This is a genomic window from Vibrio sp. SCSIO 43097, assembly GCF_023650755.1.
GTDB lineage: Bacteria > Pseudomonadota > Gammaproteobacteria > Enterobacterales > Vibrionaceae > Vibrio > Vibrio alginolyticus.
Window position 1 is genome coordinate 1,445,242 of sequence record NZ_CP071840.1, and the last position, 26,273, is coordinate 1,471,514.

Genomic DNA, 26,273 nt, shown 5'->3' on the forward strand with positions numbered 1-26,273 from the left:
ATAAATGACTGGCAAAAAAATCAAAGAAATATTAAATCTCAGACGCATAAAACAGTATGGAGAGACAACGTTAGGAAAACTAACTATTGAAGGTGTCGACAAGAGTTGGTTTGTTCTCGAACCAGGAGGTCCTGACTCGATAGTTGAGGGTTCAGACAAAAGAATTTCGGCTGGTACATACAAAGTGGAACCATTTAGTGGTACCAAGTATAAAAATGTGTACGAATTAAAAAATGTTCCAGGACGGACTTATGTTTTGATTCACGCAGGCAATTATCACAAAAATACGGAAGGCTGCCTAATGCCGGGTAAAAGTTGGGGAGTGTTAAAAGATTCTCATTATTATGTAAGCAATAGCAAAGTGGCGTTAAAAGAAATTTTTTTAGAGATTGGTAAGTATAAAGAAATTGAGATTAGAGTAACAAATCAACTGGAGAAATGATTCATGTTAAAAAATATTTTGATTTTAATTTTTCTAATGTTTTCAAGTTCTGTGTTCGCATCCACCCCACGTACAGAGCTCAACCTTCTCTGGATGAAAAATAATTATTTTTTAATTCAAGAACACTTGGAAAGTGATGAATCGAAAATAGTTGTCCCTACAATAAATACTCTGGGTGAAATATGGGTTCACAGGGATGGTGCTGTTTCTGGAGAGGTGTCCCTTTTGTTGTTAGTTGCCTTGACTCATCATACCTATATTACGCTAGCAGTGCTTTCATCAGAGCCCGATTCGTTTTCAAAATGGTTAAATGAATTACAAGGAATAGTTTTTACGGATTTCAATGGAGGAGAAGTTGAACGATTATCTCATGCTAAAGAAGATCTTGTTCGTGCTTTGAGTTTATATATGAACTCAAATCCACAAGTAGCGCTAGCTCCATATGGCGAGAGCTTACTTAAACGACTTGAGGGAATTTCAATCCGAAGCGTAGATTAATATGTCTGCTAAAAATTGAGCTGTAGTGTTTCGAACAGAAAGCTAACAAAGCATTTAAGAGTGATTCCCAACGCTTGGCATTTTTCATTATATCGTTGGTTTTTGTGTTTACGGTGGTATGTTTTAGTTTAGTGATAGCGTTGCTCACACCTTAATGCGGCGTTAGCATACTTTGATAGGAGTTTAGATGACTACGATAGTCGAACAAATTGTTAATCGTGAAATTGACTCGGTCATCGTGTACGAATCTGACCAAGTTATAGCTTTTGCAGACCATGACCCAATCAACTTTGGACATATTTTAATTTGTCCCAAGACTCAATACCGCACTTTCATCGACTTGCCCGAGTCTGTGTTTTTAGAGATCACCGACGTCGCAAGAGATTAATATAAGCGTATAGAAGCTAAGTTCAATCCCGAAGGTATCGGCTTTATGCAAAACAACGGAGAGGCACCTCATTTCAACGAGCTCGACCATTACCATTTGCATATTTTCCCTCGGTTCCATGGCGACCAGTATGGTTGGATTAGTAGTGAACTTGGGATTCAAACTATGGATAAACTTAGAGAATCACTTAAAGATCTATGAGCGTTGAAAAAGTATGCTAACAAATTGTTCAAGAGTGATTCGGCACGCGTGGCATTTTTACAATGCGTTGATTTTAGTGGTTAAGGTGTTATGCGGAAGCTTCGTTATTGCGTGCCTCACTCCTTAACAAGGCGTTATCCTTGAATGTAAATGACAATTGTGGGGATTACAATGAGACTGCTGAGTCTCTCGATAATATTTGCATCTAAGCTGTTTTTCATCTAATGGATTTCTGTAGAGAAAAGTAAGGTAACTTCTTGATATAAATAAAGAGAAGTTAAGCATGAATAAACCCTCAAACTATAGTGAATTTATTGCTAAATACCAAAACTTAAGAAATGAAGTATATGCTTCTGTGCCGATAGCTACTAACTTACCTCAAGTGAAGCTCACTCCAATCAACACCCAGGCTAAGGCAGCATATAAAAGGTGGGGGAATATGAGGACACCGCCGAATGGTGGCTGGGATTGGTCTAGTTGGTTCGCACATTACCGCGAGCGTCATCATAAAAGGTTCGAGGCTGCAATTTGGTATGGTTCAACATTATGCGGTTTATGTTTAGGAAAGCTCTCAGAGAAAAATGTTCACGTAAGGTTGGAAATCTTGGAAGGCTCAACTGAAAGAGCTCATCCTTTGAAAGGTCGTGTAGCCTATGTTGCTTTAACTGGATTTGAGTTGTTTGGTTTGCTGAAGAAGTTAGAGTTGCTGACCCAGTTGACGGAGCAATTAGTACTTATAAGGCACTGGGCTATAGCTTACAGCCTGCAAGCAAAGTGAACCCTCGGTTTCTAAGTAAAAAAATAGGGATATAAGAAATGAATGCACAAAACAATCCAAAAAAAGAAAATCGAAGTATTAAAGAACTACAACGGTTTGCTAATCTCCTTGCTTCCAAAGAAAAACCTCCTATAACCAAAGAACCACAAGGTATGATGAACAAATCAAATAGAGGTCTGTAAATGAGCAAGAACAACAAAGAATTAGATCGTTTAGCTAAAAAGGTCAAAGAACTTCAAAAACGAAATGCAGTACCTCCAAAGGTAGACAATGAGCCCGAAGGGTTATTATCAGGAGGTCCAGAGCACTTAGACTTGGACTCGGAACAAGAAAAGTCAGAGAGGAATAAGAAGTGACGGTATAACAAACTGTTTAAGAGTGATTCAGCACGTGTGGCATTTTACTATGCTTTGGTTTTGGTGTTGAAGTGCCATGCTTGGGCTTGGTCATTGCGTGCTTCACACCTTAACAGGGCGTTAGTCACCAGAAAAAGCTAGCAGTCAAAACCATGTTTGTAAGCTCAAAACTTGGCTGTTGGTTGTTTGATTCATAGTACCATCTTCGTCGGTCAAAGTTCAGTTTCATCGGTTCTAAATCAATGCATTGCTATTTTACGAGCGGTTTTTCGTTTTTTGGTGGTGATAGAGCGGGGCAATCGAGAATCTGTTTTTGGTTGCAACTCTGCTCGGTGAGTTTGTTGGTTTAAAAGCTTATTTACTTGCTGAAAGGACGTTTTCTCTGGTGTTGTAAGTTCCACGTGGTTTCAGTGACTTTGTTGAAAGTCCGCACTGTGAGATTGGTTCTCCAAAAGCGCTTTTTGGTGTTGTCAGTCCGTTTTCTGCGGCGCTGTTTTTTCTAAGTGGTTTCATTGAGTAGTCGCTTTGAGACTACGCCTGACTTAAGTGCATCAAAACACATAAAGTTTGTTGTTTGCAAAGTTTAGTTCGGCTTAAAATTGTCGCTCGGTGCCTCGCGACTAACAAACTGCTCAAGAGGGATTCTCAACGCTTGGCAATTTTGGTTCTAAGTTTAGCTTTTGTGTTTATGGCACAATAATTTAGGTTTGGTGGCTTGCGTTGTTCACCCCTTAACGCGGCGTTAGCCCTAAATTAAATAGAGAGGAAAGTGTAATATGCAACAAAGGAAAAAAGCGATAGTTCTCAAAAAAGAAAAAGTCTTAGATGGTGACAATAAGACAGAAGCACTCAAAAGAGATGAAATCAGGAGTTCAGCAGCGTTAACTGAACGAGCAACGATGAATGATTCAAAAATAAGGAACAAAGTAACTTTTATTGAAATGGAGTAATAAAAATGAACAAGGATGTAAAGGTTTTTGTAAGCTCAGGATTTAGAGATAATCTTGATAAAAGTAAACTAGATTTATTGGTCAGTTCAAAGATTACAAGAAAACGGGTGTTCCCCACAAATCATTTGGTCGAGACACTACTTATGATTTTCCAAGTCAGGTCAAGCAGGCTGGGATGTCCCACATCCATATTAGAGATTCTTCATCCAAACTTTGGCATTTGAAGAAGCTTTCATATCATAAGACCAGTAACACCGCGTTGATCTACTGCGAGGGCTTTTTGATTAAAAATTACTTTTTACTCTTAGGTTTTATTGAAAATGCTCATCAATTATGTAAATTAAAACCACTTTACTTAATGGAATTGGCCGACGTAGCTGAACGCTTTCGTGAAAAGTTTTAGGAGGTAGTATGAGTATTGAGTTGAATTGGGAAAAAGGACTGCCATCATTTGTTGGTATGTATTTTGTTGCGGTAAAACTAGGGCCAGCTGCAGGTGTTTATGATTTTGCTCAGTGGAATGGCTCGGTGTGGGAGTTACAAATAGAGGGTGACATAATTGCTTATGTAGGTATTCAAGAATTCAAGAACTCCTTGGATATCAAATGGCCTGAAGATGTAGTTATAGAAAGAGAGCTTCAACAGCTATCAGAAGATGACTCTGAACTTTGGTCAGAATCCTAGGGCTAACAAAGCATTTAAGAGTGACTCCCAACGCTTGGCATTTTCAGTTCAAGGTTGGGTTTCGTGTTTACGGTGATATGGTTTGGTTTCGTGGTAGCGTTGCTCACACCTTAATGCGGCGTTAGCTCGCAAAGCAACCGTCGACAGTCGAACTACGTAATTATCAATTGTGTAAATTGCAAATTGCGTGTGAAGTTTAACTAATAAATTACAAAAGTATTTGTACCTTTTCTCAAAGAAAGTGACACTTCAAATGGTCTAGAGAGGAGGTTTTATGAGAGTTAATCGAGCGGTAATTGGTGCCGACCCTATAAAATATTATGCACAACTAATTGGCATGGAGAAGTACTTATCACGTTTAAGGCAACAGGCTAACTCTGTAGTTATAATGACAGGAATAGTCCTGTATAGAGAGCTACTAAGAAACAAGCAGTCAGAGGTTCTTCGCAAAATACTAGACTTGCCTGACAATCAGCTGAAATCAGCCTTGTATGGGTTAATATCACAAGTAGTTGGCAAATCCATATTGGTTTTCTTGGTCACTATCGGATAAAGAAACTTAGAAAATTTTTCGATACGAACAATGATGTTACAGACGCAATTAAGCTAATTGGTATCGATATTACAGTTCCAATAACGGTTGCTAGCGTTGCAGGCGTTTTATACAAAGTATCTGAAAAAGGGGTAAAAGAAGCCCCTCGGCACATATCAAAACAATTTAAAACGACTATTACATCTACTGTCGTAGCTCAGGTAGGCTCAAAGGTTGGGTTAAACGAAATCAATGCTAAAAGGGCTTCCGCCATTTTGGTAATAATGGTCAGCATAATTGCTTGTCAAACGCACTCAAACAGTAAAAGTGCACAAGACGAGTTGTTGAGAAGAGGGCTACTAAAAGCAGGTGATTTATAATGTTGATTTCCGTGTTAGTTATTATTTTTGCACTAGCAATAGTTCACTCGTCTCATGTGTTAATAATGTTACACATGTTGACACAGGAAAAGTTGCCTTTCTCCGTAACCTTTTTGAGGCCTCTGGCGCTGTGTCTAATGGGAGCATTCTGTCAGCATTCCCTAACAGTAGCGATTTCAGGTAATAGTTTGTCCATTATGATCATTTTTGTTTTTGTGATAACAAATGCTTTGTTCTTTATAGGTCTAAATTCAGCATTTCGAGCAAAGATGAAGGTTGGTACAGAGGAATCTTGAATCCAAGTGAGCTAACAAACAATTTAAGAGTGATTCAGCACGCGTGGCATTCTTGCCATGCGTTGGCTTTCGGTGTTGAAGTGCTATGCAGCGACTTGGTCAATGCGTGCTTAACACCTTAATTGGGCGTTAGCTTTCAAGGAGGAAAATTGAGCGCAAGTGACTATATCAAAGAGGTTCGTTCTAAGATTGGAACGATGCCACTTCTTATCCCCGGCGTTGCGGGTATCATTTTAAATGAAAACAAAGAGCTACTACTTCAGCAAAAATCAGATGGTACATGGAGTCTTCCTGCCGGAATGATTGAACCTCAAGAGTCGTCAGTGGAAGCATTGACCAGGGAAGTGCGCGAGGAAACAGGTTTAGATGTAAAAGTAGATCGCCTACTTGGTGTATTTGGTGGTGAGGGTTTTGGTTTTACATACCCAAATGGTGTTCAAGTTGAATACACAGTCATCATGTTCAAATGTGTAGTAGAAAGTTCTTCTCAATCCGTAATCGATGATGAAGCGGTAAGCCTTAAATGGTTTTCAAAGGGGAATATGCCAAGGTTTGAGCTTCCTTACCCGTTAGATTGTTTGTTTGCAGAAAATGATTCAGCGTACTTCGTTGGCTAGAAAGCTAACAAATTGTTCAAGAGTGATTCGGCACGCATGGCATTTTTACTATGCGTTGGTTTTAGTGGTTAAGGCGTTATGCGGCCGAGTACCCCACGTTTAGTAGACACTTTACTAAGTTAGATCTAGGGTCTAATTGAGAGGTGATTTATGGCTAAACATCGTAATCCAGCGTACACCGAATAGTTCCGCAAAGAAGCAGTCCGCTTGGCCAGTCTTCCTGGCCGAACAGCCGTCTCCGTTGCCAAGGAGCTGGGCATCAGTGCCCAGCAGAACCGGAACTGGAAGCGCCAGTTCACACGCCTATCTGATAAACAGTTTAACACCTTAGATAGTGTCGATTATTCGAAGAAAGAGTCCGAAGAGCTTCGAGCGTTAAGGCGCGAGAACAAGCGACTCAAAGATGAAATGGAATTCCTAAAAAAGGTCTCGGCGTACTTCGCGAAGCAACAAGAGTGAAGTACGAATTCATCGAAAGCTATGTCGGTGAGTATTCCATTAGCTTAATGTGCCGTGCGTTAGAGGTGAGTCGAGGTGGTTATTACAAGTGGTGTCATCATACGCCAAATGAGCGTTCAAAGAGGCGAAAGCGCTTTGAACAGCTTGTCATGTGTACCTTTGCCCAATATCGGGCACGTTACGGCTCAGTGCGAATAGCCGAAGAGCTCAACGAAGCAGGCTATGCCTGCTGCGTGAATTATGTGGCTGATATCATGAAGGAAAAAGGTATCAGGGCACGTAATGGTAAAGGGTTTAAATACAGCAAGGATGTGGCTGCGATGAGGAATGTTGCTGACAATTTACTGCGAAGAGACTTTGAGTCTGAGATGCCAAATCAGAAGTGGGTCACGGACATCACGTATATCTGGGTGAAGAGCCGTTGGCTCTTCTTGGCGACAGTGATGGGCCTGTATTCAAGGCGTATCGTGGGTTGGTCGCTAGGGACAACGATGACCGTCGAGCTCATCACTAATGCGTTAAAAATGGCGTTTGAGTCACGTAAGCCGTCTAAGGGCGTCATTATCCACTCAGACCGTGGTGTACAATACAGAGCATATATATCAAGACTTCATGCGCAAGCATGGAGGTGTACCGAGCATGAGCCGACAGGGTAACTGTTGGGATAATATGGTGATGGAGTCGTTCTACAGCCGACTGAAAGTCGAACTGATATACGCAGAAGACTACCAAACTCTCGAAGAAGCCCGAATGGGCACCTTCGAATACATCGAGGTATTTTACAATCTCAGAAGAAGGCACTCAGCGTTAGGGCATGTCAGTCCGGTCGAGTACGAAAGTATGTAGTTATGTACTGTCTACTTTTTGTGGGGTACACCACTTTTCATGGCTATTACACACGAGTTTTAACTCCATCGTATATTTAATATCGACAATTAGGTCACTTGTTAGTTCGTAATTAATGTTCAGGTTTTATTTCATCTGGAGTTAATTATGTTTCCGAAAGATTTTTATTTTCAGCCCTAAACCACCTACTTCAGTAGGTGGTTATCATCCGCTTTGGCTTTGCCTGTAAATCTACTCATGCTAAATGCATCTTTGATTTTTCCAGAAGTCAAAGAGGACAAATAACATGAGTAGATACAATCAAGTTTCTTCACCTTAGGAAGAACAGGCTTTGGGGTAATCACTTTTGGCAAAGAGGCTATTTTGTCGATAGTGTTGGAATCAATGAAGAAATAATACGCCGATATGTAAGACATCAAGAGAAGCAAGAGCGAGTAGAGCAGCAGCAATTGGCGCTGGACTAAACAAAGGCCCTCTTTTAGGGGGCTCACACAAAGCCACCTTCTTTAGAAGGTGGTAATTTACATCTTACCCGAAGAACTATTTAGGATTGGTAATAAGGAAACTCCCAAGCTATCGCATGTGAGATCTAAGGATGTGGACACGATGCAGTTAAATGGTATAACGGTAATAATTGCTAATGGAAAGGGGATCAGTGTATTTGACAAGACTGGTATTAACCAATCTAACATGACGGGTTGGGTTTGGAGGTTTCCACCCAACACGCGCCCTCCTCAGGGGCTAAAGCTTGTAAATGATAAGCCACATCATTACGGTATCGCACCTGTCACAAATATGCCTTTAGATAAGTATAAGGGGTTACTGGAAGAGATGGCTTTGAAAGCAACAATGGTGTTTAAAAAAGAGGGTAAAGTAGTTTGAGACGGATAACTTTAGATTTAGCATCTTCGGATATGAAATTAGTCCTAGAAGGTTTGGAGTCATTGGAAAAGCAATGGGCACATGTTTGTGAGAACTCTGACGATGAAATATCAGACTACGGTAACGATCTGATTGAATTGAGGTTGCTCATTAAATCACTACGAAACGATGCTATAAGTGTATTTGGAGATAATGTGGTTAATTTTTCAAGAGACCTTCTCTAAAATAAAGCTAACAAACTGTTTTAGAGTGATTCGCAACGCGTGGCATTTTTGCTATGCGTTGCGTTTAGTGGTTAAGGTGATATGCGGAAGCATTGGTATTGCGTTGCTCACACCTTAACAGAGCGTTATGTGAATGGAGGTCAAAATGTCTTCTGTGCCAAGAAATAAGGATGAATTGGAGTTGGCTATAAACTCAATATTTCCGAAACTCATGGCTGACTATCGTTCAATTCCGGAAGGCAAAGCTCGCAAACCTGGAGTAGAGGGAAACGTCAAAGGTAAAGCCATTAGCGTTAGTGATACAGTGGCTTACTTGATTGGTTGGGGAAACTCATTCTTAAATGGCATCACTTAAGATATCAAAACCAACATGTTGATTTCCCGGAAACTGGTTATAAATGGAACCAATTAGGCTCACTCGCTGAAAGCTTCCACGAAGAGTACTGTGAGTGGAAATATGATGATTTACTCATTGAGCTTGAGTCTACAGTTAACGAGATACTTTTACTCATTTCAAGCTTAAGTGACCATGATTCCTATGGTGTTGCGTGGTATGAACAATAGACTTTGGGGCGCATGATTCAGTTTAATACATCATCACCTATGAAAAATATGCGTACAAAAGTTCGGCGTTTCAATCGAGAATTCACATAACAAACTGTTTAAGAGTAATTCGCAACGCGAGGCATTTTTACTATGCGTTGGTTTTAGTGTTTAAGGTGGTATGCGGTCACTTTTGTATTGCGTGCCTGCGCCCCTTAACGCGGCGTTATGTTGAGAAGGGAGTTATGAAAACTTTATTGAGACAAAGTAAATTGGTCAGTTTTAAATTAATGTATAGCTTTATCACTAGAGTATTAATTTGTGGCATGTTTGCTTACTACTTAGTCGAGATATCTAAGGCTCCATTTTTAACACAATTAGGATACATCGCATTTTTTTGTGCTGTATCTTTAGCTGCTGAGTATTTAACATCCAAACCAAAACAGTCGCTAGAAGTTGTGCTTGATGGTAATAGTTTATCTCTTTTAGGTACAAGTATAAATACTGCTGATATTAATGAAATTTTGTATGCGCAAACCAAAAGGTTTGAACATACGGTAAGGTTTCGTTTCAAAAATCAGACCTATCAAGACTTTGAACTAGCTTTTCCTGACTTAATTGAAGAGCTAAGATTTTACCATTTTCTAGTTGAAAACCAGTTGCCTGTGAAGATGCTAGATAGTCATGAACGCGTTACTTAACATCTCAACATAACAAGTTCTTCAAGAGTGATTCGGCACGCGTGGCATTTTTACTATGCGTTGGGGTTAGTGATTAAAGTAGTATGCGTAGGCTTTTGTATTGCGTTGTTCACCCCTTAGCAGGGCGTTAGTACGGGTTTGACATCAAAGGTCATCAGTTTTGGTGTTTATCTGTTTTGGCGCTCATATTTACACCTTTAAGTTAGTGCCTTTCACGTTCTTTCCGGTGGCACTATATGCGGAGTGTTCGCTTTGATTTCACCGTTTACGGCTTCTAACTCTTAGCCTATTTCTTTGGCTCTTCTTCATTTTCGTAGTGGTTTTTGAGAGAACCTTGATTACTTTTGGTGTGGCTGTTGAAGTACGAGGAAAGAATCCTTTTCTAATTTGAAGCTAATGAATGTAGGGTAGTTCAGTACGTTTTTCTTCTAGCCAACTTTCGTCTCTCTATCGGTTTTAAGTTTTGTAGCTGCCCGTCTCACCTCAGTGTTCAAAGTCTTTCATATCATTTAAGTTTTCAATATCTTGGAGCGCATAAATAGAAGTAGCGCATGTACTAACAAATTGCTTAAGAGTGATTCGTAACGCGTGGCATTTTTACTTTGCGGTGGCTTATGGTGATTAAGGCGCTGTGCGGTATCTTTTGTATTGCGTTACTCACACCTTAGCAAGGCGTTAGCTCTCTCGAGAATTTAAGCAAAAGGAGGAAACATGGAAACTGTTACATTGCTAAAAGATGTGTTGTTAGATAAGGGGCAAATTCATAACTATTATGAGGGTAAAGTACCTCTTAATTTGTGGAGAGGATTAAATGTTAAAAAAGGTATGGAGCTTTTTGAACTAATTGAAGATACTCTACTTCTTTTAAATGGTAGACCTAGACCTGCTGACATTACTATTAAAGGAATGGGAGTTGATGCGAGAGTGTTAGTGAAAGACCGGCCAAGAGGCATCAGTACGTTTGATCGACCAGGGATACCACAGGGACCAAATTGGCAGCACTATCGGATACCAGAGGGCACACCTTTACCTTCTGGGTTGGCGATAGTTAAAGATCAGTATAACCCTCGTTTTGGTGCGTATCATTACACTATCGCTCCTGCTTATGATATGCCCTTGTCAAAGTTTAAGTTACTATTGAGTAAATTAGCGAAGTTAGCAGTAAGAGAGGCTGCGTAAGATGAATATACCTAAGCCATATGTACCGATGCTATTATCGGCAGTTAGAGATGCTGTTCTATATAATCAAAACTTGTTACATAGTGAAACTTTGCGAGAACGTGAAGATTATGAGGAATACTTAGTTCATTTGACTCAGTTTTTTGAATATTTGAAAGATGAATATAAAAGCAATGAAGCAGAATATGGTTTGAAGCTAGAGCAGTTGCTACCTGAACAAGCAGAGAGCTAACAAAGCATTTAAGAGTGATTCCCAACGCTTGGCATTTTGTATTTACGAAGGTATGGTTAGGTTTCGTGGTAGCGTTGCTCACACCTTAATGCGGCGTTATGCAATAGGGAGGAAAACTCAGGATGTGTGCAGGATTTGAAGGTTCATGTTTATGCGGAGGCGTCCGATTTTCTGTTAGTGGGTTTAGTGAAAAAGTAGCTAATTGTCATTGTTCTATGTGTCGAAAATTTCACGGTGCAGCGTTTGGGAAACTGGTTGGGGTCAAAGGTTTAAGTTGGCTTACAGGTAAGCATTTACTCAAAGAGTTTGTTGCATCAAACGGAACGACTAGAATGTTCTGTTCTAACTGTGGTTCTAGCCTCGGGTTCAGGGTGAAAGGTGAGTCTCTGGAAAAGATCGAACTGGCTATTTCGGTATTTGATGTTGATATACCTGTAAAAGTCGATGCTCAAATTTACACGGGCTATAAGGCTAAATGGTGTGAATTGCACAAAGGTTTAGGTCTTGTGGTGGCGTTGCTCACTACTTAACGTGGCGTTATGAGCTAAAGAATAATTAGGAGAATAGTTCTGTTGATCAGTGTGGCTGTTTTTTGTGTCAGTGTGGGGTTCTACTTTTGGTATGGAGAAAGTGATACGTCGGTAAAGGAAGCCGGTATTGCAATGCTTGTCTATATTGCGTATACGATTTTGTATTTGTTTGTTCCGCCTTTCCCTTTGGGTACGTCATCACAAATGGGGCAATTATACGGTTTTGTGCCACTGTTATCTTTTGGGGCCATTTTATTTCCTCATTTAAATACACAATCACCGGAAACAATAACACGAACAATCGGTTGGGGTGGCCTTATCACAGTTGCGCTTATCCTCGTTTGTTTCAAACTTTTTGTCTGGTAAGTGGGCAACATAAGTACGCTCATAACAAACTGTTCAAGAGGGATTCAGTACGCCTGGCATTTCTGATATGCGTTGATTTTAGTGGTTAAGACGGCATGCGGCAGCATAGGTATTGCGTGCTTCACCCCTTAACAAGGCGTTATGCTTAATCACGTAAAATCAGTGGTTTATTGTTTTTCTTTGTTCCCTCGGCTGGTTGGTTTCGAGTTTGTCGGCAAGTTAACTTCATTGGGCACTGTTTTTTGGACACTTATTCTTTGGCGCTGAAAATTCAGATAGTTGCCTCAATCAGCAATTTGATCTTGAGTTTTTGAGTTTTAGCGGCCGAATTTCAAAGCTCGATTTTCAAAACTATGAGTCATTTCGGTTTTCTACGTTTTGGCTTTGGTTTGTAAATCAAAGTCGAGTTAATTTTGTGTCTAATAAAGCGTAACCCATTGAAAATTAATCACAAAAAGCGTTCAAGAGGGGGTCATGCCGCGTGGCATTTTTGCTATGCGTTGATTTTAGTGTTTAAGGTGGTATGCGGTCGCTTCGGTAATGCGTTGCTCACCCATTAACAGAGCGTTATGTTTGCCAACGGCATCGAAAAGCTAATGTAATTCAATGTTATATGATAATTAGAGCTTTCGACTGAGCTCCAGAAGCCTACAACTGGCGTTATGATGAATATCATACTGAAATTACCCTTGTTGCATATTCGCGAACTAGTGACACATAGATGTATACGCCCATCAAATTCTATATTTCTTTACCTTTTGACTTGTTCTGGCTCGGACGCAAAACTAAGGCAAAGTTTGATTACATTCGAACGACTCCTCCACGAGATATGGAGGCTGTATGGGATTTTAAAATATACAATAAAAACGGAATTGAGTGCGTTGATTGTAAATCCGGAAGGCTGTCTCCTTCAATTATCGAAACCCTCATTTTGGTACGTTGTGGTGGAAGATTCCACAACATACTAAAATACCAAATGGTTTGCATGTTTCGCTGGGCGAAGATGGAGGTAAAGGGAAGCATCATTTCACAATTCGTCCGCTTCAAGATATGCCTCTTAGTTTATATTTGACAAAATTGCAGCAGTTAGAATCTAGTGCCAGACCATGTTTTATTAATTCTCCAAACTCACAGGTAGGTTGAAATGTTCAATGAAAAAGAGCTCCGTTATATTAGGCTGTGCTTAAAAGAAAAACTAGAAAGAGAGCATGTTCTGTTATCCCAATTGGGCGAAGACAGTGATGAGTATATGGAAAAAGCAAATGATCTTATGGTACTAGACTCTTTGATCGCCAAGCTTAGCCAATAGGCAAACATAACAAAGCGTTTAAGAGTGATTCCCAACGCTTGGCATTTTTCATCCATCGTTGGGTTTCGTGTTTACGGTGGTATGGTTAGGTTTCGTGGTTGCGTTGCTCACACCTTAATGCGCGTTATGGCTTTCGGAATAATTCGAGTTAGGTAGCACAGTTGGTATTACTAAATATAGTGCCCTAACTCTCGCTAATCGAGCGTTATCAACTTATCATATATCAAATGTTAATCGAAAAGTTGAAAGTTTATGTCATTCTCTCCTTGTCCAAATTGTCATTCTGAATATGTGTATCAAGATCAAGCTAACTTGGTTTGTCCGGAGTGTGCGTTTGAGTGGAACCCTGGTGAATTTGCCCAAGATGAACTTATTAATGTTAAGGATGCAAATGGTACTTTGTTAGCCGAGGGTGACAGAGTTACTTTGGCAAAAGATCTTAAAGTTAAAGGTAGCTCCCTGATGTTGAAAATCGGTACAAAAGCAGTTGTTAGACGTATTGTTGATAGTAAAGATCACCAACTCGACTGCAAGGTCGATGGTGCTGGAGAAATGATGGTAACAGCGGCGTTCGTGAAAAAAGCTTAGGCTCGCGAAGTTAAGTATCGCCATAACAAAGCATTTAAGAGTGATTCCAAACGCTTGGCATTTTCAGTTCAAGGTTGGGTTTTGTGGGGTACACCAGCTTTTGGGACGCTCAGTTTTTAGAGAACTCGTGGTCCCTAAGTTTTTGCAGAAAGTCGTCACTCATTACATCTAGCCCTAAAGCATCAAACGCACTCCGTGTATCAAATAAAAAAATAAACTCTCTCTCTATTTCAGACAGCTTTTCAGTGCCAATTGCCTTTTCGAGTTTTAACCTTAGTTTTTTGGTTTTTTCGGAAGGCTTCTCTTTTAAGCATTGCTCAACCGTCTTTTCAGACAAGTACATGACAGTATAGTATTGAATTTCCGGTGATAAACTATGTATCCAATGATCTTCAGAAATAACAAAGTCCCGCTCATTTACACAATCAAAAGCAAATGAATTTGAAAATGTAATGAGGGTAAATACAAAGAGTAACGTTGATTTATAAGCTTTCATATGTACACTGACAAAATTTAAGTTCTTTCCCTGTTTTACTCGTAAAGTGCATCAAAGCTTCATTCTTTATGATTTTTCGAGTAATTATAGGTATTGATGTTGCACCACGAGCGAAGGTTTCCCAATCTGCTGTTGATATATTGTATGTGGCTGTAGCAAATGTGTTTTTGAAGAAAATTTGGTAAGTCGCGGTTGATCCACCAAGCACAGAAAGTAGCTTCATGTTTGTAACTCGTTTGTTGATTTCACGGATGCTGTTATGAGAACTTTCAGATACTACAAGTCCTTGAATCATGAATTTTTTTACTGCTATGTCCTCTGCCTTAAATGGGTGTTTTGATGCATAATATTTGCTTCTGTTTAGTGGGTACGTTTTGTGAGTTTAAAATGTGACGTATAGCTCAATAAAAGGTTTTTTCATTCTTTCCTAAGATTAGAACAAACATAACAAAGCATTTAAGAGTGATTCATAACGCTTGGCATTTTTAGTTCCATCTTTGGGTTTTGTGTTTACGGCGGTAAGGTTACGGTTCGTAGTAGCGTTGCTCACACCTTAATGCGGCGTTATGTAACTTCATGATTAGTCAGTTTCAAAACAATATGATTTCAATTATAAAATTTTCTTCTCTTTTTTACATGAGGTCGAATCAGCGGCACATTATATATCTTAAGATACTTACTAAGGATTGAGGTGAAAATGAAATTGCCAACATGGGAAAATCTTCGTGCCAATTACCCTGCTTTACCAGCTAATGTGGTTTTTAAAAAAATTGGTGGTAAAGTAGGTTCGAAGTACGAACTAGGTATATTTTCAAACGCTTGTGCTATTTGAGTTTCCAAAGCTCTTAATGGTAGCGGCGTAGAACACAAAATTCCTCGTTACAACGCGATTAGTCCGGAAGGAAAAATGAGTCTTCAAGTCTCTTCGGGACAAGATAAATTTTGGTATATTTTTCGAGTCAAAATTCTTATCAAATACCTATCAGAAAAATACTTTAGCCCTGAAGAGCTGACTCCCGAAGAGCACCTAGAGAAAATTAAAGAGCGTAAGGGCATAATTATCTATCAAGTTGACGGATGGAGTGATGCGACAGGGCATGCTGACCTATGGGGTGGGAATAAATGCGTATACCAAGGGTATGCATCAGTCACTCACAAAGTTCTGTTCTGGGAGTGCACATGATCAAGGTTATGACTTTCATACTTTTACTGATGTCATTATCTTTAAAAGCTAATACTGGTCCCCAATCTAATATCGATGAACGACTAATACAATTCGCGAGAGCGAATTGTTTATATCAGTACTTTCAACATAAAAACTATGACTTAGGTGATATTAGAAATATCTCTGCAGGTATAGTGCAAATGAATTCTATATCACCAGACACTTTCGTTGAAGTATCTAGGCTAGTAAAAAAATATGAGCCCGCAATTAATTATAAGAATGAGACGTCTCCTTTACTCGCGAAGTGTTTTACTTTGGAATACGATCCTTTTTTTCTAGAAAATCTGAGCTTGTTAACTCAGGTTGAGTAAAGTTACATAACAAACTATTTAAGAGTGATTCGCAACGTATGGCATTTTTGCTATGCGTTGCGTTTAGTGGTTAAGGTGTTGTGCGGAAGCGTCGGTATTGCGTTGCTCACACCTTAACAGGGCGTTATGCGACCTAAAGGGAATTGAGATTTATGGATAAATTTGGAATGCTTCAAGAACTTGGAGCGGGTGACTTTAAGCACCTTAACGGTTCATTGGAAGTACACCTGAAAGGCACTGAACAAGTTCTAATTAACTGGGGTAGTAGCGAGTTACTTCAAATCGCAGGTCTCTTTCATGCCGCGTATGGAACAGCGGATTTCGATGAAAATATGGTGTCGCTAAGCCAGCGCCAAGAAATAGCGCGAATTATTGGTAATGATGAAGAAGCATTGGTTTATTTGTATTGCTCATGCGACCGAAAGTATGTATTCCCTCAATTTGGCAAAGTGCTAGAAATCCAATTTAAAGACAGATTTACTGGTTCAACATTCAAACTCGACAGTGCAATGGTGAAATTGTTTTGCGAGTTAAAGGTCGCTAATGAGTTAGAGCTTGTTTATAGCAGTGCAGAGTTCAAACTCAAATATGGTGCTGAGCTATTTGAACTGTTCCAAGGTATGGATAGCTACTTAAGTACCGAGGCTAGAAAGGCGTACAAATCAGCATTGTCGAATTTCGCATAACAAACTGTTTAAGAGGGATTCGCAACGCGTGGCATTTTTACTATGCGTTGAATTTAGTGATTAAGGTTTTATGCGGTGGACTCGGTATTGCGTTGCTCACGCCTTAATAAGGCGTTAAGTGCAATCAACAATAGTGACATCAAAAAGTAGGGAAGTATGAGTATTAATATAAAGTGGATGGTGATTGTCGTTTTAAAGTGTCAGCTGAAGACGGCTTTACGTTTAATGTTGACGCTACAACTGAGAAAGCCTCTTGCCCAACGGAAATTCTATTGTCGGCTTTAGGTTCATGGAGTGCTACGGATGTCGTCTTGTTACTGCAAGATCAAGGTGTTGAAGTTAAAGGCCTAGAAAATACGGTTACTTTCGCCCTAACAGAATCAGAGCCTCGTTTATATAAATCGGCAAACTTACACTTTACAGTAAATGGCAGTGGTTTTAAGGAGTCTGACATTTTGCGATCAGCTCAAGGAGAAGCGGTGGAAAAGCATTGTCATGTTTGTCTGTTGAGCCCTACGATCGATATCACTTGTTCAGCTGAAGTGGGTAAAAATTGCAACTAACAAACTGTTCAAGAGGGATTCGTAACGCGTGGCATTTTTACTATGCGTTGAGTTCAGTGATTAAGGTGGTCTGCTGTGACATAGGTGTTGCGTTACTCACCCCTTAATTGGGCGTTAGGTGATAAGCTAGGTCTTTTAGATTGAAGCCACAACCACTTACTTCATTTCGTAAGTGGTTGTGGAGTTTTATTAAAAGTTTGTGTTAGTCTTTTTTAAACATGGCTGAATCCGGATCAAACCAAGGGCGGTAAGCATTTTCACCAAGGCCATCCCATGTTTCAATTAATTGCATAGTTTCGCTATCAGGATATATATCTTTATCTGGAGCTAATGAACTTAACCATGCCCAATCCTCATCCCATTTAAATTCAATTTTAAAATCACCGTCAGGATGAACAACAAAACGAGCTTTATTCCAAGGCTTGCTCTGTTCTTTACTAGACATTAAATCAAATAAGTCACTAAAGGCATCATCAAGTTCAATGTTATCAGAACTATAGATGTCGAGATCCTTCACATCATCTGAGTTAGCATCTACTAAGTACCGGTCTTGAAAATATACCGCTCTAGTAGAAAGGTTCATAGCAATGTCAACCCAAGCTACACACCACTGTTCGGGAACCACCTCCGAGATAGCTCCTCCAATATGGTTATAAATTTCTTCCGCTGATGAAAACATAAATTTACCTTAATTCTTAAATACCAAACGATTGGTGGAGCCACCATTTACAGTCCACTTTGAAATAAGTTTGGACTGTGTCTCTCCTTTACCATACTTAATTCGGATATCTACTTCCACGTATTTTCCTTCATCAAGTGCCAGTGACCACCATCATAGTTTGGGTCATCCCCTCCATACTTTGATTGAGTAGATGAATTACGGTGCAGTTTATCACGCATAGCTTGATTTTTAATGGGAGACTTTTGCAGTTTCCCCGTTATTCGTATTGTTCTACCTTGTGCGTCGGTTTCGTAGGTGTACGTTACTGGGCTTCCTTCATGAGTTGAGGTTACCTCATATAGAGTATTCGGTTCAGGAGGTTCTAGTTCGATCGCCCACGATCTCTGTTTCCCTTTTATGCCTGAAGCTTGTCCTGCACTAACCTTAACAATTGGTTTCTGCTCACGGGGAATATTCCCAACTGAATCATTAGTTAGTGAGTTTGTCTGTGTCGCAGAGCCTGTAGCACTTTTAGGTTTTGGCGTAGAAGCTTGACTGCCACTGTCTCCTACGAGCACTGTTGGGTTTCCAATTACTATTTTACTGCCGTGAGCCGTTCCGTGCCCCCATACGAACTGCGAGCTTTCCATTGATAAACACCAAACTAGAATCTTGGCTTATGGAATCTGGTGGACCAACACAAACAAGACGGTCCCCTTTTCGAGCCGCAGGTAACCCACCAATTTTAACATTGGGTGAACCAACGACAACAGGGCCGCCCACATGCGGAATTTTAGCGGTGACTTTGAGGCAGATGTGCATTGATGTTATTGTTGCTGTGGGTTTTCCCATGGCCACCCCTTACTGTAGATTGAGTTGCATATATTGTTCCTGATAAGGCATCTATATTCTGTGGCTAGTGTAATATTTGAAGTCACATCAACTAACAAACTGTTTCAGAGTGATTCGCAACGCGTGGTATTTTCACTATGCGTTGGTTTTAGTTTTTAAGGTGGTATGCGGCGGCTTTTGTATTGCGTTGCTCACACCTTAACAGAGCGTTATTGGAATTTAGATTTAGATATTTAACGTTAAAGGAGTAAAAATGAAATAAAAATCAAGATCTAAGGCGAAAAAACAGGAAACTTTCCCCTCTCATTATGTTGCTATAAATAGAGCAAAAAGGAGCTTTGAGCGTGCTAAAGATAGGCAAAGTGAAAGTTTCACTGAATTTGTAGAAGTCAAATAAAAGAGAAACGGTTTAAACATGGAGGTCAAAGTATACGTAACTAGGGTTCTCAGTGAGGAAAGAAAACTTAACAAAGACCTAGATTTATTAATTCATGACTTTAAGCCGTCACAAGCAAGGTCATCAGATATCATATTTTGGTAAAGAAGTCCCATATCATAGACCAGCTCCTGCAGCAGAAGATGTTGGGTTAATGCATATTCATATACTAGATAAAGTTAAAACGCTAAAACTTGGCTATATTAATACAAGTGATAGTGTCTTAATTTATACTGAGGATGCTACATGCATCAATACTTACTTTATAATCGATTTCTTGGTGGATGGTGCTCATGCGCCGGCGAGAAGACCCGAGTCTATGAGTTGGTTAATTGATAAGGTGGAAGCATTTAGGAATCAGAAATAATGAGTAAAGTTAAGATCAAAGCTACATGGTTTGAGGGTACAGAGCCTAGCGAAATTGGTGTCTACTTAGTTGCAATAAGACATCTTAGTGGTTTTGGCTCGTATGACTACTTATACTGGGATGGTAAATGTTGGTTGAATAAAACGACTTCAGATATTGTCGGCTGGTCGCCAATATCTGACATGCTGACACAACTAGATGCTGGTTGGCCTACTGGTGACTTAGAAACAGATATAGAGTTTGAAAAATACAAGAAACAACATGGTGGTAAGTGTGATGATGATTTCATCGAAGTAGAGTAGCCCATAATAAATTCAAATAACAAAGCATTTAAGAGTGATTCCCAACGCATGGCATTTTTCACTCCATCGTTGGGTTTTGTCTTTATGGTGGTCTGGTTAAGTTTCATGGTAGCGTTGCTCACACCTTAATGCGGCGTTAGTTTACATGGATAAACTCTCACCCTAATTATGCTTCTAAGGTGAAAATCGTGTTATTTCAGATGATTCTGGGGTAGCTGTGATTGACCTAATACAGCAACAACTAAGATAAAGTTATCTTCTTTGGTGAAATAAGCTGTGTGTTTTCCTATCGGGAAATAAAAGCCATTTGGGTACATCTCGTCACAACTTCTTCCTAAATCTGGATTATCAGCTAGCATCTGAAACCCTGATAGCAGAGTATCTTTACTGTTTTTGCTGATTTTTACTGGCTCGCGTTGTGCGCTTAGAAGTAGTTCGTCGAAATTTTGTTTGGCATCATTGGCTGTTAATGTATGCATGGCCAGTTCCCAATTGAGTGTACAGTTAGATCATAATGTATCGCATGAAATGTTCAATTTAATTAAATCGCGTGATTCGTGCGAAATGTAAACTAACAAACTGTCTAATATTGATTCTCAACTCGTGGCATTAACTGGGCGTTGAGCTCAGTGATTAAATCGGTATGCGGCGGCTTTTGTATTGCGTTGCTCAACTCCAAAAGGTCATTAATACTCAAAGGTCAAATATGGATATTTACCCAGAAATCGAGTTATCTAAAGCGCAGCATAATGCAATTGAAGCTCTTAGAAACAAGTCGTTTCCTGAACACCAAGTTACTCGCTCTTACTATAAGCAACTCCCGCATATGAGAGTTCTGAATTACGAAGGTGATCAGTTAGTTGGTTACATGGGATTAGACTACAGAGCTGTTCGCGTTGGTGATGAAATTTATAAAGTATTAGGTGTGAGTGACTTTTGTGTCGAGAGCACAGTTCAAAGACAAGGTATTGGCACAACAATGTTGTCTCAACTCAGCGAGTATGCGTCCACTAAAGATGTCGACTTCATCATTTTAGTCTCCGATTTGGAGCGTTTTTATCTGGCTAATGGTTATCAGCGCCTTAACTCTCTAAGTTCTTGGTTGCGAGTTCACGAACATAAAAATTACGGTGTTGCTGTAGAGCAACTAGATGATTTATATGTTAAACCTATCAGCGGCAAAACTTGGGCTTTTGGTCATATAGATTGGTTAGGGTATATGTATTAGTCTGTAGTGGGCTAATAATTGGTTCACAACAAGAGTGGTTACACATGGCATTTTCACTATGAGTTGATTTAAGTGATGTGGGGCAGTTTTGTATTGTGATACTCTCTCCTTAATAATGTGCTGTAACTCTTAGGAAGCAAAAGGTTTAATTTATGAAATGTAGAGTACTAGTAACCAGCATAAGTATTGCTCTTTGTAGTGTAGGAGAGGCCGCGAATCCACTAAGTATTCAAAGCGATGAGCAACTGTTTAAAAACTTCGCTCTCTCATCTTGCATTGCGACTAATTACAAAGGATCAGCTGTTGCGAAAGATGCGATAACGGCGATGCAAGGCTACAGAGAGTTTTCCGAGCTTCCTTTGGAGTCATTCTTTGGGGTTAGCGAGCTATTGGAAAAATATGATATGGCTATTTACAAATCAAAAAATGGTAACGTGATCAAATTGGCCTACTGTATAGACTTTTCTAATTCAGACGATGTTCATAAGCTATACATTAATGCGAAATCAGAGTTATAACAAACTGCTCAAAGTTGATTCGCAACGTGTGGTATTTTTACGGCGCAATACGTTGAGTGATTAAGATGATTTTTAGTGGCTTCTGTATTGAATTACTCATCTCTTAGCGGGGCATTATGCGGTGATGTAAATATGAAGATATTTTTAATAGTAGCAACACTCGTTCAGTTTACTCTCCTGAGTTTCTCGAAATACTATTGCTCAATTGCAAATGAGGTGCTTAGAAAGGCGGTGGAAACTAAAGAGAGTAATTTTCTATCTTTCCTTGATAAGTATGATTATTACAATGACTTAGATAATTATCTAGGCTTAGCGTCCGCTACAGTGTGGGTTATGGTCGTGCTCGTGATAAAGTTGAAAAATGTATCAAGCACCGACATGGCTCATGTGGCTGTTTGTTTGCCGTTATTTTTTCATATGGTTTTGATGTCGATGTAGTTTCAATAGTTGTGGTTGGGTGATTAGGTACAACAAACGGTTCAGGCTAGCGTACCATACATGGCATTTCCAATTAGCGTTGCTTATACGTTACGAGAGCGTTTTCCCACAGGAGTAATATGTGATTGTAGTAGCAAGGTTTTCTTTTCCTCATGAAGCTCATATTGCGAGAGCAAGCCTAGATAGTGTCGGAATAGAAAGTTACATCGCTGACGAGCACACGGTAAATACTCAGTGGCTTTATTCAAATGCAATAGGCGGCGTCCGTCTGATGGTGGCCGAAAGTGATGCAGAAGATGCGAAACAAATACTTAGTAGCGATTTCTCAGAATCATTGGGAAATGAAGTTGACGTTGATGAAGAAAAAGACGTTTGCCCTAAATGTGGTAGTAAAGATCTATTTGCATTTACAAAAGGTAAACGCCCAGCTTTCTTAGTTTTTATTTTACTGGGTTTTCCACTGTTTTTTTACAAGCATGGTTATAAGTGTAAGCAGTGTGGGGAGTTTAGTGAAAAACTTTAAATCTTCAGATAACAAGGCATTAAAGAGACAACTTGTACTCGTAGTATTTTTACGATGAGTTAGGTCTAGTGCCTATACAAGAAGTCAGAGTTACTGCTTGCTTACAAGCAAAGCATTATACGATAGTGAAGGAATAACATTGAATGAGTGAAATTAAAACAATAGAGCAGTTAAAAGAAATTTACGCAGAGCCAAGTGCGAGAGCTAAAAATAAAGCGCTGCCTGTGCTGGATGTTCATGCGATTACATTAATTAATAACTGCCATTTTGCAGTTCTAAGTACCGCTGATTCACAAGGGTATATCGATCTTTCTCCTAAAGGAGGGGAGCCTGGCTTCGTAAAAGTTTTAGATGAATCAACATTGTTGCTCCCTGATAGCTCGGGGAACAATCGTATCGATAGTCTAAAAAATATCATTAGTAACCCCAAGGTAGGGTTGTTATTGATGGTAAATGGTATTGATGAAGTGCTCCGTATTAAAGGAATCGCAAGTATTCACACCGACGCCAACTTGATATCTGCTTGCCCCGATGGAAGTAAAGATCCTAAGGTTGTTATCAAAATAGTCATAGAGAGTATGTACTTTCATTGTGCGAAAGCGGTGATGAGAGGGAAACTTTGGTCTGATGACTATAAAGTAAATCGCTCAATTCTCCCTTCATTAGCTCAAATCTTTAAAGATCAACAAAAGTTAGAAAGTAAAGCGCTTAATCAAGAAGAGATGTTGAAATATTACCAATCTAGCCTTTAGAACAAGCGTGGTAATATATTGAAAAGATAGAAAAATCAGGTTCGACCGTACTATGCGGAAGTATGGATTAGGTTTAGTGGGGATGTTACTGTCTCAATAGCGTTAGTTCACCAATAAGCAATTGTTAGTCCAAATTTTAGAATGAAAAATGCAGAAAAATTTACTCTAGAAAATTACGTTTTGGCTAGTCCGGGAGTTAGGTGTGTTGGACAAATGATTGATCTTTTTGTCAGTTTTAGCATTTTTACTCTCGTTTTATGGGTCGGCTTAGAAATCGGTATTGAAAAAGAGCTTGTGCGCGCTACAGCAGTAACTGCGACTGTATCGTATTACCTTTTTTCTGATTGTTTACCAAATGGTCAAAGTGTGGGTAAAAAACTTTTGGGCATTGCAGTTATAAGTGCAAGAACGGGTAAAAAGTGCAATATTTTTCAGTCGCTCTTTCGAAATGTTATTACTCCATTCTTCGGTTTTATTGACTCAATTTTCATTCTTGGTAAAAAGAGGCAACGGCTCGGTGATAAGTTAGTGAGAACGGTGGTGGTAGTTCACTAACTTGTTGAAAAAATTGATAGCGCTGAGGACTTGGGTTCAAGTTGGGCTTTGTTTTCGTGGTGAAATAACCTCGTTTAGGTGGTAGCGTTACTCACATACTTAATGTAGCGTTGTAAGAAAATTGGTATTGGAGTCCAAGTTTTATGTCAGAAAAAGAGAAAATGTTAGCAGGTGAGCTTTATGACCCAAGTGATGAAGAGTTATTAAAGTTAAGGTTGAGCGCTAGGTTACTAACTGAAAAATTGAATGCGACCTCTGTTGAGCATAAACAAAAGCGAGTTGAAATAACTAAGCACTTGTTCGGCACAACAGGTGACGATATTCATGTTGAATCTTCTTTCAATTGCGACTACGGATCCAACATTCACGTTGGAGATAATTTCTACGCTAATTTTGGTTGTGTGATTTTGGATGTTGCGGAAGTTAAGTTTGGTGATAACTGTTTACTTGGGCCGCAAGTTGGCATTTATACTGCGACTCATCCCTTAGATCCTATCGAGAGGAACAGTGGTTTAGAGCTAGCAAAGCCCATAAACATTGGTGACAATTGTTGGATAGGTGGCCATGCCGTAATCAACCCTGGCGTAACACTTGGGAACAACGTGGTAGTAGCCTCTGGCGCAGTCGTTACAAAGAGTTTTGGAGACAATGTCGTTGTTGGTGGTAACCCAGCCAGAGTACTGAAGGAAATCGTCACTAAGCGATAATAAAGTATATGGACTATTTTGAGCCTGAGTTTAGGATTTATGATCAACTCACCCCTAGCTTTGATGCGTTCAACGGTTACTTGTTGACGCACTTGAATGTCTAAAATTTGCTTCAATATAGAGTCGTTACACGTGGCGCTTTTACCGTGCGTTGAGCTTGTTTAAAAGTCTCACACGAAATCATTTGTATTACGTGTCTCACACTTTTATTGGATTTTCGTCACCAATAACAAACCAAAAGGCTGACTCCTAAATGTTAGTAACAAAGATTGAAACGGAACGATTAATTCTAAGAGAGCTAGTTGAACATGATGCAAGCGAATTGTTTGATATCTTCTCAGACCATGAGGTCATGAAATATTGGAACACTGGCCCTTGGGTTTCAATTGAAGAAGCGCGGACATTTATAGCCAAGAGTACACAGGCCATGAATAGCAATACAGAAGTGACACTAGGCATCTTCCTAAAGAGCAATGGCCAACTTCTGGGTAAGATAATGCTGTTTAATCACGTGAAAGAGTCTAGGCGCGCAGAAATTGGCTTTGGCGTTAGTCGTCATTTCTGGGGTAAAGGCATTGTATTAGAGGCGGGAACTGCATTAATCGAACACGCATTCAAAACACTGAATCTACGTCGAATCGAGGCTGAGATAGATCCAGACAATGCTTCTTCAGGTAAAGTCTTGGAACGGTTAGGTTTTATAAAGGAAGGTTTCCTAAGGCAGCGTTGGGAAGTGAATGGAGTAGTCTCAGATTCAGCAATTTACGGGTTGTTAGCTAAACCCCTGGACAGCGTTTAGTACCCGGCCTTAAAAGCATCTAATAGATCTAGCCTGCTCGTACTCAATACACAGCCTTACACTTGACGGCGAGGTTTCTTGAATTGACTTGGTGGTCACTGAATGTACTATCAAGGATAGGACTTACTGCAAGGATAGCAGCATGAGCGAGAAATTATTTTGGGTTAATCCCTACCAAACAGAACTTAACTCAAGAGTGACCAATGTAGACGGAAATAAGGTTGAATTGGACCAGACTATCTTCTTTGCAGAGTCTGGAGGCCAAGAGAGTGATGAAGGAACGATTAATGGTATTCCGGTTTTGATTGCTCAAAAGTTAGGTGTTCGACTTATTTACACATTGGAATCCTCTCCAAATTTTACTCTTGGTGACATTGTAACTACGAATATTGATTGGAAGCGTAGATACGCCTTAATGAAGCTACACTTTGCGGCTGAAGTGGTGCTTGAGATGTTTTATCAGCGCCGGGAAGGCATTGTTAAGATAGGCGCGCATATTTCTGAAAATAAGAGTCGCATAGATTTCGAGTGGTCAGAAAATATTGGCCCGCTATTGAAAGAAATTGAAACTGATGTGCAAGATTTGATTAACTCTGATTCAGTTATTATTAGTGACTTTTCCGATCAAGAGAGTGAAAGAAGGTATTGGAGAGTGGACGGGTTTGCGCAAGTACCTTGCGGTGGCACTCATTTAAAGCGCACATCAGAAGTCGGCCAAATTCAATTAAAACGCAAGAACATCGGTAAAGGCAAAGAAAGGGTAGAGATAACCTTATGCTCGTAAGTCGATAGGGCATTAGAAATAGATTCCTAACACGTGGCATTTTAATTCATGGTGAGATTCACATTTGCGATATGATGGTTGAGATTGAG

General features: G+C 39.7%; 36 protein-coding genes and 7 pseudogenes. 36 read left to right on the plus strand and 7 right to left on the minus strand.

The window, feature by feature from the left end:
* The first annotated feature begins 4 nt into the window (after window positions 1–4).
* The 23 genes and pseudogenes from J4N40_RS07425 (at window position 5) to J4N40_RS07585 (ending at window position 13,981) form a co-directional block, all read left to right on the plus strand.
* A complete protein-coding gene (locus tag J4N40_RS07425; protein WP_104975399.1) occupies window positions 5–442 on the plus strand; it encodes a DUF5675 family protein in 438 nt (145 codons plus the stop codon).
* A 3-nt stretch (window positions 443–445) separates the two neighbouring features.
* On the plus strand, window positions 446–940 hold the full coding sequence (locus tag J4N40_RS07430; protein WP_104975398.1) for a hypothetical protein: 495 nt from the start codon (window positions 446–448) through the stop codon (window positions 938–940).
* A gap of 187 nt (window positions 941–1,127) precedes the next feature.
* Window positions 1,128–1,529, plus strand: a pseudogene (locus J4N40_RS07435) (HIT family protein).
* Between the two features lie 283 nt (window positions 1,530–1,812).
* Window positions 1,813–2,307 (plus strand): hypothetical protein, encoded by a 495-nt coding sequence (locus J4N40_RS07445; RefSeq protein ID WP_104979303.1) that lies wholly within the window; start codon window positions 1,813–1,815, stop codon window positions 2,305–2,307.
* Window positions 2,308–2,345: 38 nt separating this feature from the next.
* On the plus strand, window positions 2,346–2,489 hold the full coding sequence (locus tag J4N40_RS07450; RefSeq protein ID WP_169644115.1) for a hypothetical protein: 144 nt from the start codon (window positions 2,346–2,348) through the stop codon (window positions 2,487–2,489).
* On the plus strand, window positions 2,490–2,663 hold the full coding sequence (locus J4N40_RS07455; RefSeq protein ID WP_169644113.1) for a hypothetical protein: 174 nt from the start codon (window positions 2,490–2,492) through the stop codon (window positions 2,661–2,663).
* A gap of 776 nt (window positions 2,664–3,439) precedes the next feature.
* Window positions 3,440–3,613, plus strand: coding sequence for a hypothetical protein (locus J4N40_RS07465; protein WP_170960355.1), 174 nt, complete (start codon window positions 3,440–3,442; stop codon window positions 3,611–3,613).
* 76 nt (window positions 3,614–3,689) lie between these two features.
* The gene (locus J4N40_RS07470; RefSeq protein ID WP_104975396.1) at window positions 3,690–4,016 is read left to right on the plus strand and encodes a type II toxin-antitoxin system YafO family toxin; all 327 of its coding nucleotides are present in this window, start codon (window positions 3,690–3,692) and stop codon (window positions 4,014–4,016) included.
* An 8-nt stretch (window positions 4,017–4,024) separates the two neighbouring features.
* The gene (locus J4N40_RS07475; RefSeq protein ID WP_226975282.1) at window positions 4,025–4,297 is read left to right on the plus strand and encodes a hypothetical protein; all 273 of its coding nucleotides are present in this window, start codon (window positions 4,025–4,027) and stop codon (window positions 4,295–4,297) included.
* Window positions 4,298–5,654: 1,357 nt separating this feature from the next.
* Window positions 5,655–6,122 (plus strand): NUDIX domain-containing protein, encoded by a 468-nt coding sequence (locus tag J4N40_RS07485; RefSeq protein WP_104975392.1) that lies wholly within the window; start codon window positions 5,655–5,657, stop codon window positions 6,120–6,122.
* A gap of 207 nt (window positions 6,123–6,329) precedes the next feature.
* Window positions 6,330–6,581 (plus strand): transposase, encoded by a 252-nt coding sequence (locus J4N40_RS07495; RefSeq protein WP_104975390.1) that lies wholly within the window; start codon window positions 6,330–6,332, stop codon window positions 6,579–6,581.
* Window positions 6,578–7,126, plus strand: a pseudogene (locus J4N40_RS07500) (IS3 family transposase); the annotation flags it as partial. The gene J4N40_RS07495 and the pseudogene J4N40_RS07500, both read left to right, overlap by 4 nt.
* A gap of 27 nt (window positions 7,127–7,153) precedes the next feature.
* Window positions 7,154–7,427: pseudogene (locus tag J4N40_RS07505) on the plus strand (IS3 family transposase); the annotation flags it as partial.
* Between the two features lie 302 nt (window positions 7,428–7,729).
* Window positions 7,730–7,891, plus strand: a pseudogene (locus J4N40_RS07510) (transposase); the annotation flags it as partial.
* A gap of 142 nt (window positions 7,892–8,033) precedes the next feature.
* On the plus strand, window positions 8,034–8,309 hold the full coding sequence (locus tag J4N40_RS07515) for a Tse2 family ADP-ribosyltransferase toxin (RefSeq protein WP_170960356.1): 276 nt from the start codon (window positions 8,034–8,036) through the stop codon (window positions 8,307–8,309).
* A 357-nt stretch (window positions 8,310–8,666) separates the two neighbouring features.
* A pseudogene (locus tag J4N40_RS07525) lies at window positions 8,667–9,187 on the plus strand (ClbS/DfsB family four-helix bundle protein).
* Between the two features lie 134 nt (window positions 9,188–9,321).
* Entirely contained in the window at window positions 9,322–9,777 is a 456-nt protein-coding gene (locus J4N40_RS07535) for a hypothetical protein (RefSeq protein WP_104980026.1), read from the plus strand.
* A gap of 711 nt (window positions 9,778–10,488) precedes the next feature.
* The gene (locus J4N40_RS07550; protein ID WP_104979300.1) at window positions 10,489–10,956 is read left to right on the plus strand and encodes a Tse2 family ADP-ribosyltransferase toxin; all 468 of its coding nucleotides are present in this window, start codon (window positions 10,489–10,491) and stop codon (window positions 10,954–10,956) included.
* 1 nt (window position 10,957) lies between these two features.
* Complete coding sequence (locus J4N40_RS07555) at window positions 10,958–11,188, plus strand: hypothetical protein (RefSeq protein WP_104975383.1); 231 nt, start codon at window positions 10,958–10,960, stop codon at window positions 11,186–11,188.
* Between the two features lie 122 nt (window positions 11,189–11,310).
* Window positions 11,311–11,718 carry a GFA family protein gene (locus tag J4N40_RS07560; RefSeq protein WP_104975382.1) on the plus strand — a complete coding sequence of 136 codons (408 nt, stop codon included), beginning with the start codon at window positions 11,311–11,313 and terminating at the stop codon, window positions 11,716–11,718.
* A 1,347-nt stretch (window positions 11,719–13,065) separates the two neighbouring features.
* Window positions 13,066–13,227 carry a hypothetical protein gene (locus J4N40_RS24650; RefSeq protein WP_481706468.1) on the plus strand — a complete coding sequence of 54 codons (162 nt, stop codon included), beginning with the start codon at window positions 13,066–13,068 and terminating at the stop codon, window positions 13,225–13,227.
* A 1-nt stretch (window position 13,228) separates the two neighbouring features.
* On the plus strand, window positions 13,229–13,393 hold the full coding sequence (locus tag J4N40_RS07580) for a hypothetical protein (RefSeq protein WP_169644102.1): 165 nt from the start codon (window positions 13,229–13,231) through the stop codon (window positions 13,391–13,393).
* 252 nt (window positions 13,394–13,645) lie between these two features.
* Window positions 13,646–13,981, plus strand: a complete 336-nt coding sequence (locus J4N40_RS07585) for a zinc ribbon domain-containing protein YjdM (protein ID WP_064354030.1) — start codon at window positions 13,646–13,648, stop codon at window positions 13,979–13,981.
* A gap of 109 nt (window positions 13,982–14,090) precedes the next feature.
* On the opposite strand, the gene J4N40_RS07590 is transcribed toward J4N40_RS07585, so the two are convergent.
* Both J4N40_RS07590 and J4N40_RS07595 read right to left on the minus strand, forming a co-directional pair.
* Window positions 14,091–14,477 (minus strand): hypothetical protein, encoded by a 387-nt coding sequence (locus tag J4N40_RS07590; protein WP_250654448.1) that lies wholly within the window; start codon window positions 14,475–14,477, stop codon window positions 14,091–14,093.
* A complete protein-coding gene (locus J4N40_RS07595) occupies window positions 14,464–14,772 on the minus strand; it encodes a hypothetical protein (RefSeq protein ID WP_250654449.1) in 309 nt (102 codons plus the stop codon). Before J4N40_RS07595 ends, J4N40_RS07590 begins: the two co-directional genes overlap by 14 nt.
* A gap of 594 nt (window positions 14,773–15,366) precedes the next feature.
* On the opposite strand from J4N40_RS07595, the gene J4N40_RS07600 reads away from it, so the two are divergent.
* The 3 genes from J4N40_RS07600 to J4N40_RS07620 all read left to right on the plus strand — a co-directional run bounded on the left by J4N40_RS07600 (window position 15,367) and on the right by J4N40_RS07620 (window position 17,262).
* On the plus strand, window positions 15,367–15,660 hold the full coding sequence (locus tag J4N40_RS07600) for a T6SS effector amidase Tae4 family protein (RefSeq protein ID WP_230238867.1): 294 nt from the start codon (window positions 15,367–15,369) through the stop codon (window positions 15,658–15,660).
* 505 nt (window positions 15,661–16,165) lie between these two features.
* On the plus strand, window positions 16,166–16,699 hold the full coding sequence (locus J4N40_RS07610; RefSeq protein ID WP_104975378.1) for a DUF6817 domain-containing protein: 534 nt from the start codon (window positions 16,166–16,168) through the stop codon (window positions 16,697–16,699).
* Between the two features lie 197 nt (window positions 16,700–16,896).
* The gene (locus J4N40_RS07620) at window positions 16,897–17,262 is read left to right on the plus strand and encodes an OsmC family protein (RefSeq protein WP_226975281.1); all 366 of its coding nucleotides are present in this window, start codon (window positions 16,897–16,899) and stop codon (window positions 17,260–17,262) included.
* 202 nt (window positions 17,263–17,464) lie between these two features.
* Here J4N40_RS07620 and J4N40_RS07630 read toward each other — a convergent pair whose 3' ends face one another.
* The 3 genes from J4N40_RS07630 to J4N40_RS07640 form a co-directional block, all read right to left on the minus strand.
* A complete protein-coding gene (locus J4N40_RS07630) occupies window positions 17,465–17,941 on the minus strand; it encodes an immunity protein YezG family protein (protein ID WP_064354022.1) in 477 nt (158 codons plus the stop codon).
* 110 nt (window positions 17,942–18,051) lie between these two features.
* Window positions 18,052–18,573, minus strand: coding sequence for a hypothetical protein (locus J4N40_RS07635; protein ID WP_064354020.1), 522 nt, complete (start codon window positions 18,571–18,573; stop codon window positions 18,052–18,054).
* Window positions 18,524–18,775: a PAAR domain-containing protein gene (locus J4N40_RS07640; protein WP_226975280.1), complete on the minus strand. Its 252-nt coding sequence runs from the start codon at window positions 18,773–18,775 to the stop codon at window positions 18,524–18,526. Before J4N40_RS07640 ends, J4N40_RS07635 begins: the two co-directional genes overlap by 50 nt.
* Window positions 18,776–19,266: 491 nt before the next feature.
* Between J4N40_RS07640 and J4N40_RS07650 the strand changes: the two genes are divergently transcribed.
* Entirely contained in the window at window positions 19,267–19,578 is a 312-nt protein-coding gene (locus J4N40_RS07650) for a type II toxin-antitoxin system YafO family toxin (RefSeq protein WP_198039106.1), read from the plus strand.
* On the plus strand, window positions 19,578–19,880 hold the full coding sequence (locus tag J4N40_RS07655; protein WP_033907473.1) for a hypothetical protein: 303 nt from the start codon (window positions 19,578–19,580) through the stop codon (window positions 19,878–19,880). The genes J4N40_RS07650 and J4N40_RS07655 overlap by 1 nt, the downstream gene beginning before the upstream one ends.
* A gap of 191 nt (window positions 19,881–20,071) precedes the next feature.
* Here J4N40_RS07655 and J4N40_RS07660 read toward each other — a convergent pair.
* A pseudogene (locus J4N40_RS07660) lies at window positions 20,072–20,278 on the minus strand (type II toxin-antitoxin system RelE/ParE family toxin); the annotation flags it as partial.
* Window positions 20,252–20,359 (minus strand): annotated as a pseudogene (locus J4N40_RS24610) (type II toxin-antitoxin system prevent-host-death family antitoxin); the annotation flags it as partial. The pseudogenes J4N40_RS24610 and J4N40_RS07660, both read right to left, overlap by 27 nt.
* Before the next feature lie 227 nt (window positions 20,360–20,586).
* Between J4N40_RS24610 and J4N40_RS07665 the strand changes: the two are divergent.
* The 8 genes from J4N40_RS07665 to J4N40_RS07700 all read left to right on the plus strand — a co-directional run bounded on the left by J4N40_RS07665 (window position 20,587) and on the right by J4N40_RS07700 (window position 26,184).
* Window positions 20,587–21,108, plus strand: coding sequence for a GNAT family N-acetyltransferase (locus J4N40_RS07665; protein ID WP_033907474.1), 522 nt, complete (start codon window positions 20,587–20,589; stop codon window positions 21,106–21,108).
* A gap of 152 nt (window positions 21,109–21,260) precedes the next feature.
* Window positions 21,261–21,626, plus strand: a complete 366-nt coding sequence (locus J4N40_RS07670; protein ID WP_053306977.1) for a T6SS amidase immunity protein Tai4 family protein — start codon at window positions 21,261–21,263, stop codon at window positions 21,624–21,626.
* Window positions 21,627–22,185: 559 nt separating this feature from the next.
* Window positions 22,186–22,587 (plus strand): putative signal transducing protein, encoded by a 402-nt coding sequence (locus J4N40_RS07675; protein WP_005377076.1) that lies wholly within the window; start codon window positions 22,186–22,188, stop codon window positions 22,585–22,587.
* 143 nt (window positions 22,588–22,730) lie between these two features.
* Entirely contained in the window at window positions 22,731–23,339 is a 609-nt protein-coding gene (locus tag J4N40_RS07680) for a pyridoxamine 5'-phosphate oxidase family protein (protein WP_005389306.1), read from the plus strand.
* Between the two features lie 213 nt (window positions 23,340–23,552).
* A complete protein-coding gene (locus J4N40_RS07685) occupies window positions 23,553–23,894 on the plus strand; it encodes an RDD family protein (RefSeq protein ID WP_005377079.1) in 342 nt (113 codons plus the stop codon).
* A 143-nt stretch (window positions 23,895–24,037) separates the two neighbouring features.
* Complete coding sequence (locus J4N40_RS07690) at window positions 24,038–24,601, plus strand: sugar O-acetyltransferase (RefSeq protein WP_053306980.1); 564 nt, start codon at window positions 24,038–24,040, stop codon at window positions 24,599–24,601.
* A 253-nt stretch (window positions 24,602–24,854) separates the two neighbouring features.
* A complete protein-coding gene (locus J4N40_RS07695; RefSeq protein ID WP_017821460.1) occupies window positions 24,855–25,400 on the plus strand; it encodes a GNAT family N-acetyltransferase in 546 nt (181 codons plus the stop codon).
* A 142-nt stretch (window positions 25,401–25,542) separates the two neighbouring features.
* Window positions 25,543–26,184 carry an alanine--tRNA ligase-related protein gene (locus J4N40_RS07700; protein ID WP_017821461.1) on the plus strand — a complete coding sequence of 214 codons (642 nt, stop codon included), beginning with the start codon at window positions 25,543–25,545 and terminating at the stop codon, window positions 26,182–26,184.
* Window positions 26,185–26,273 lie beyond the last annotated feature (89 nt).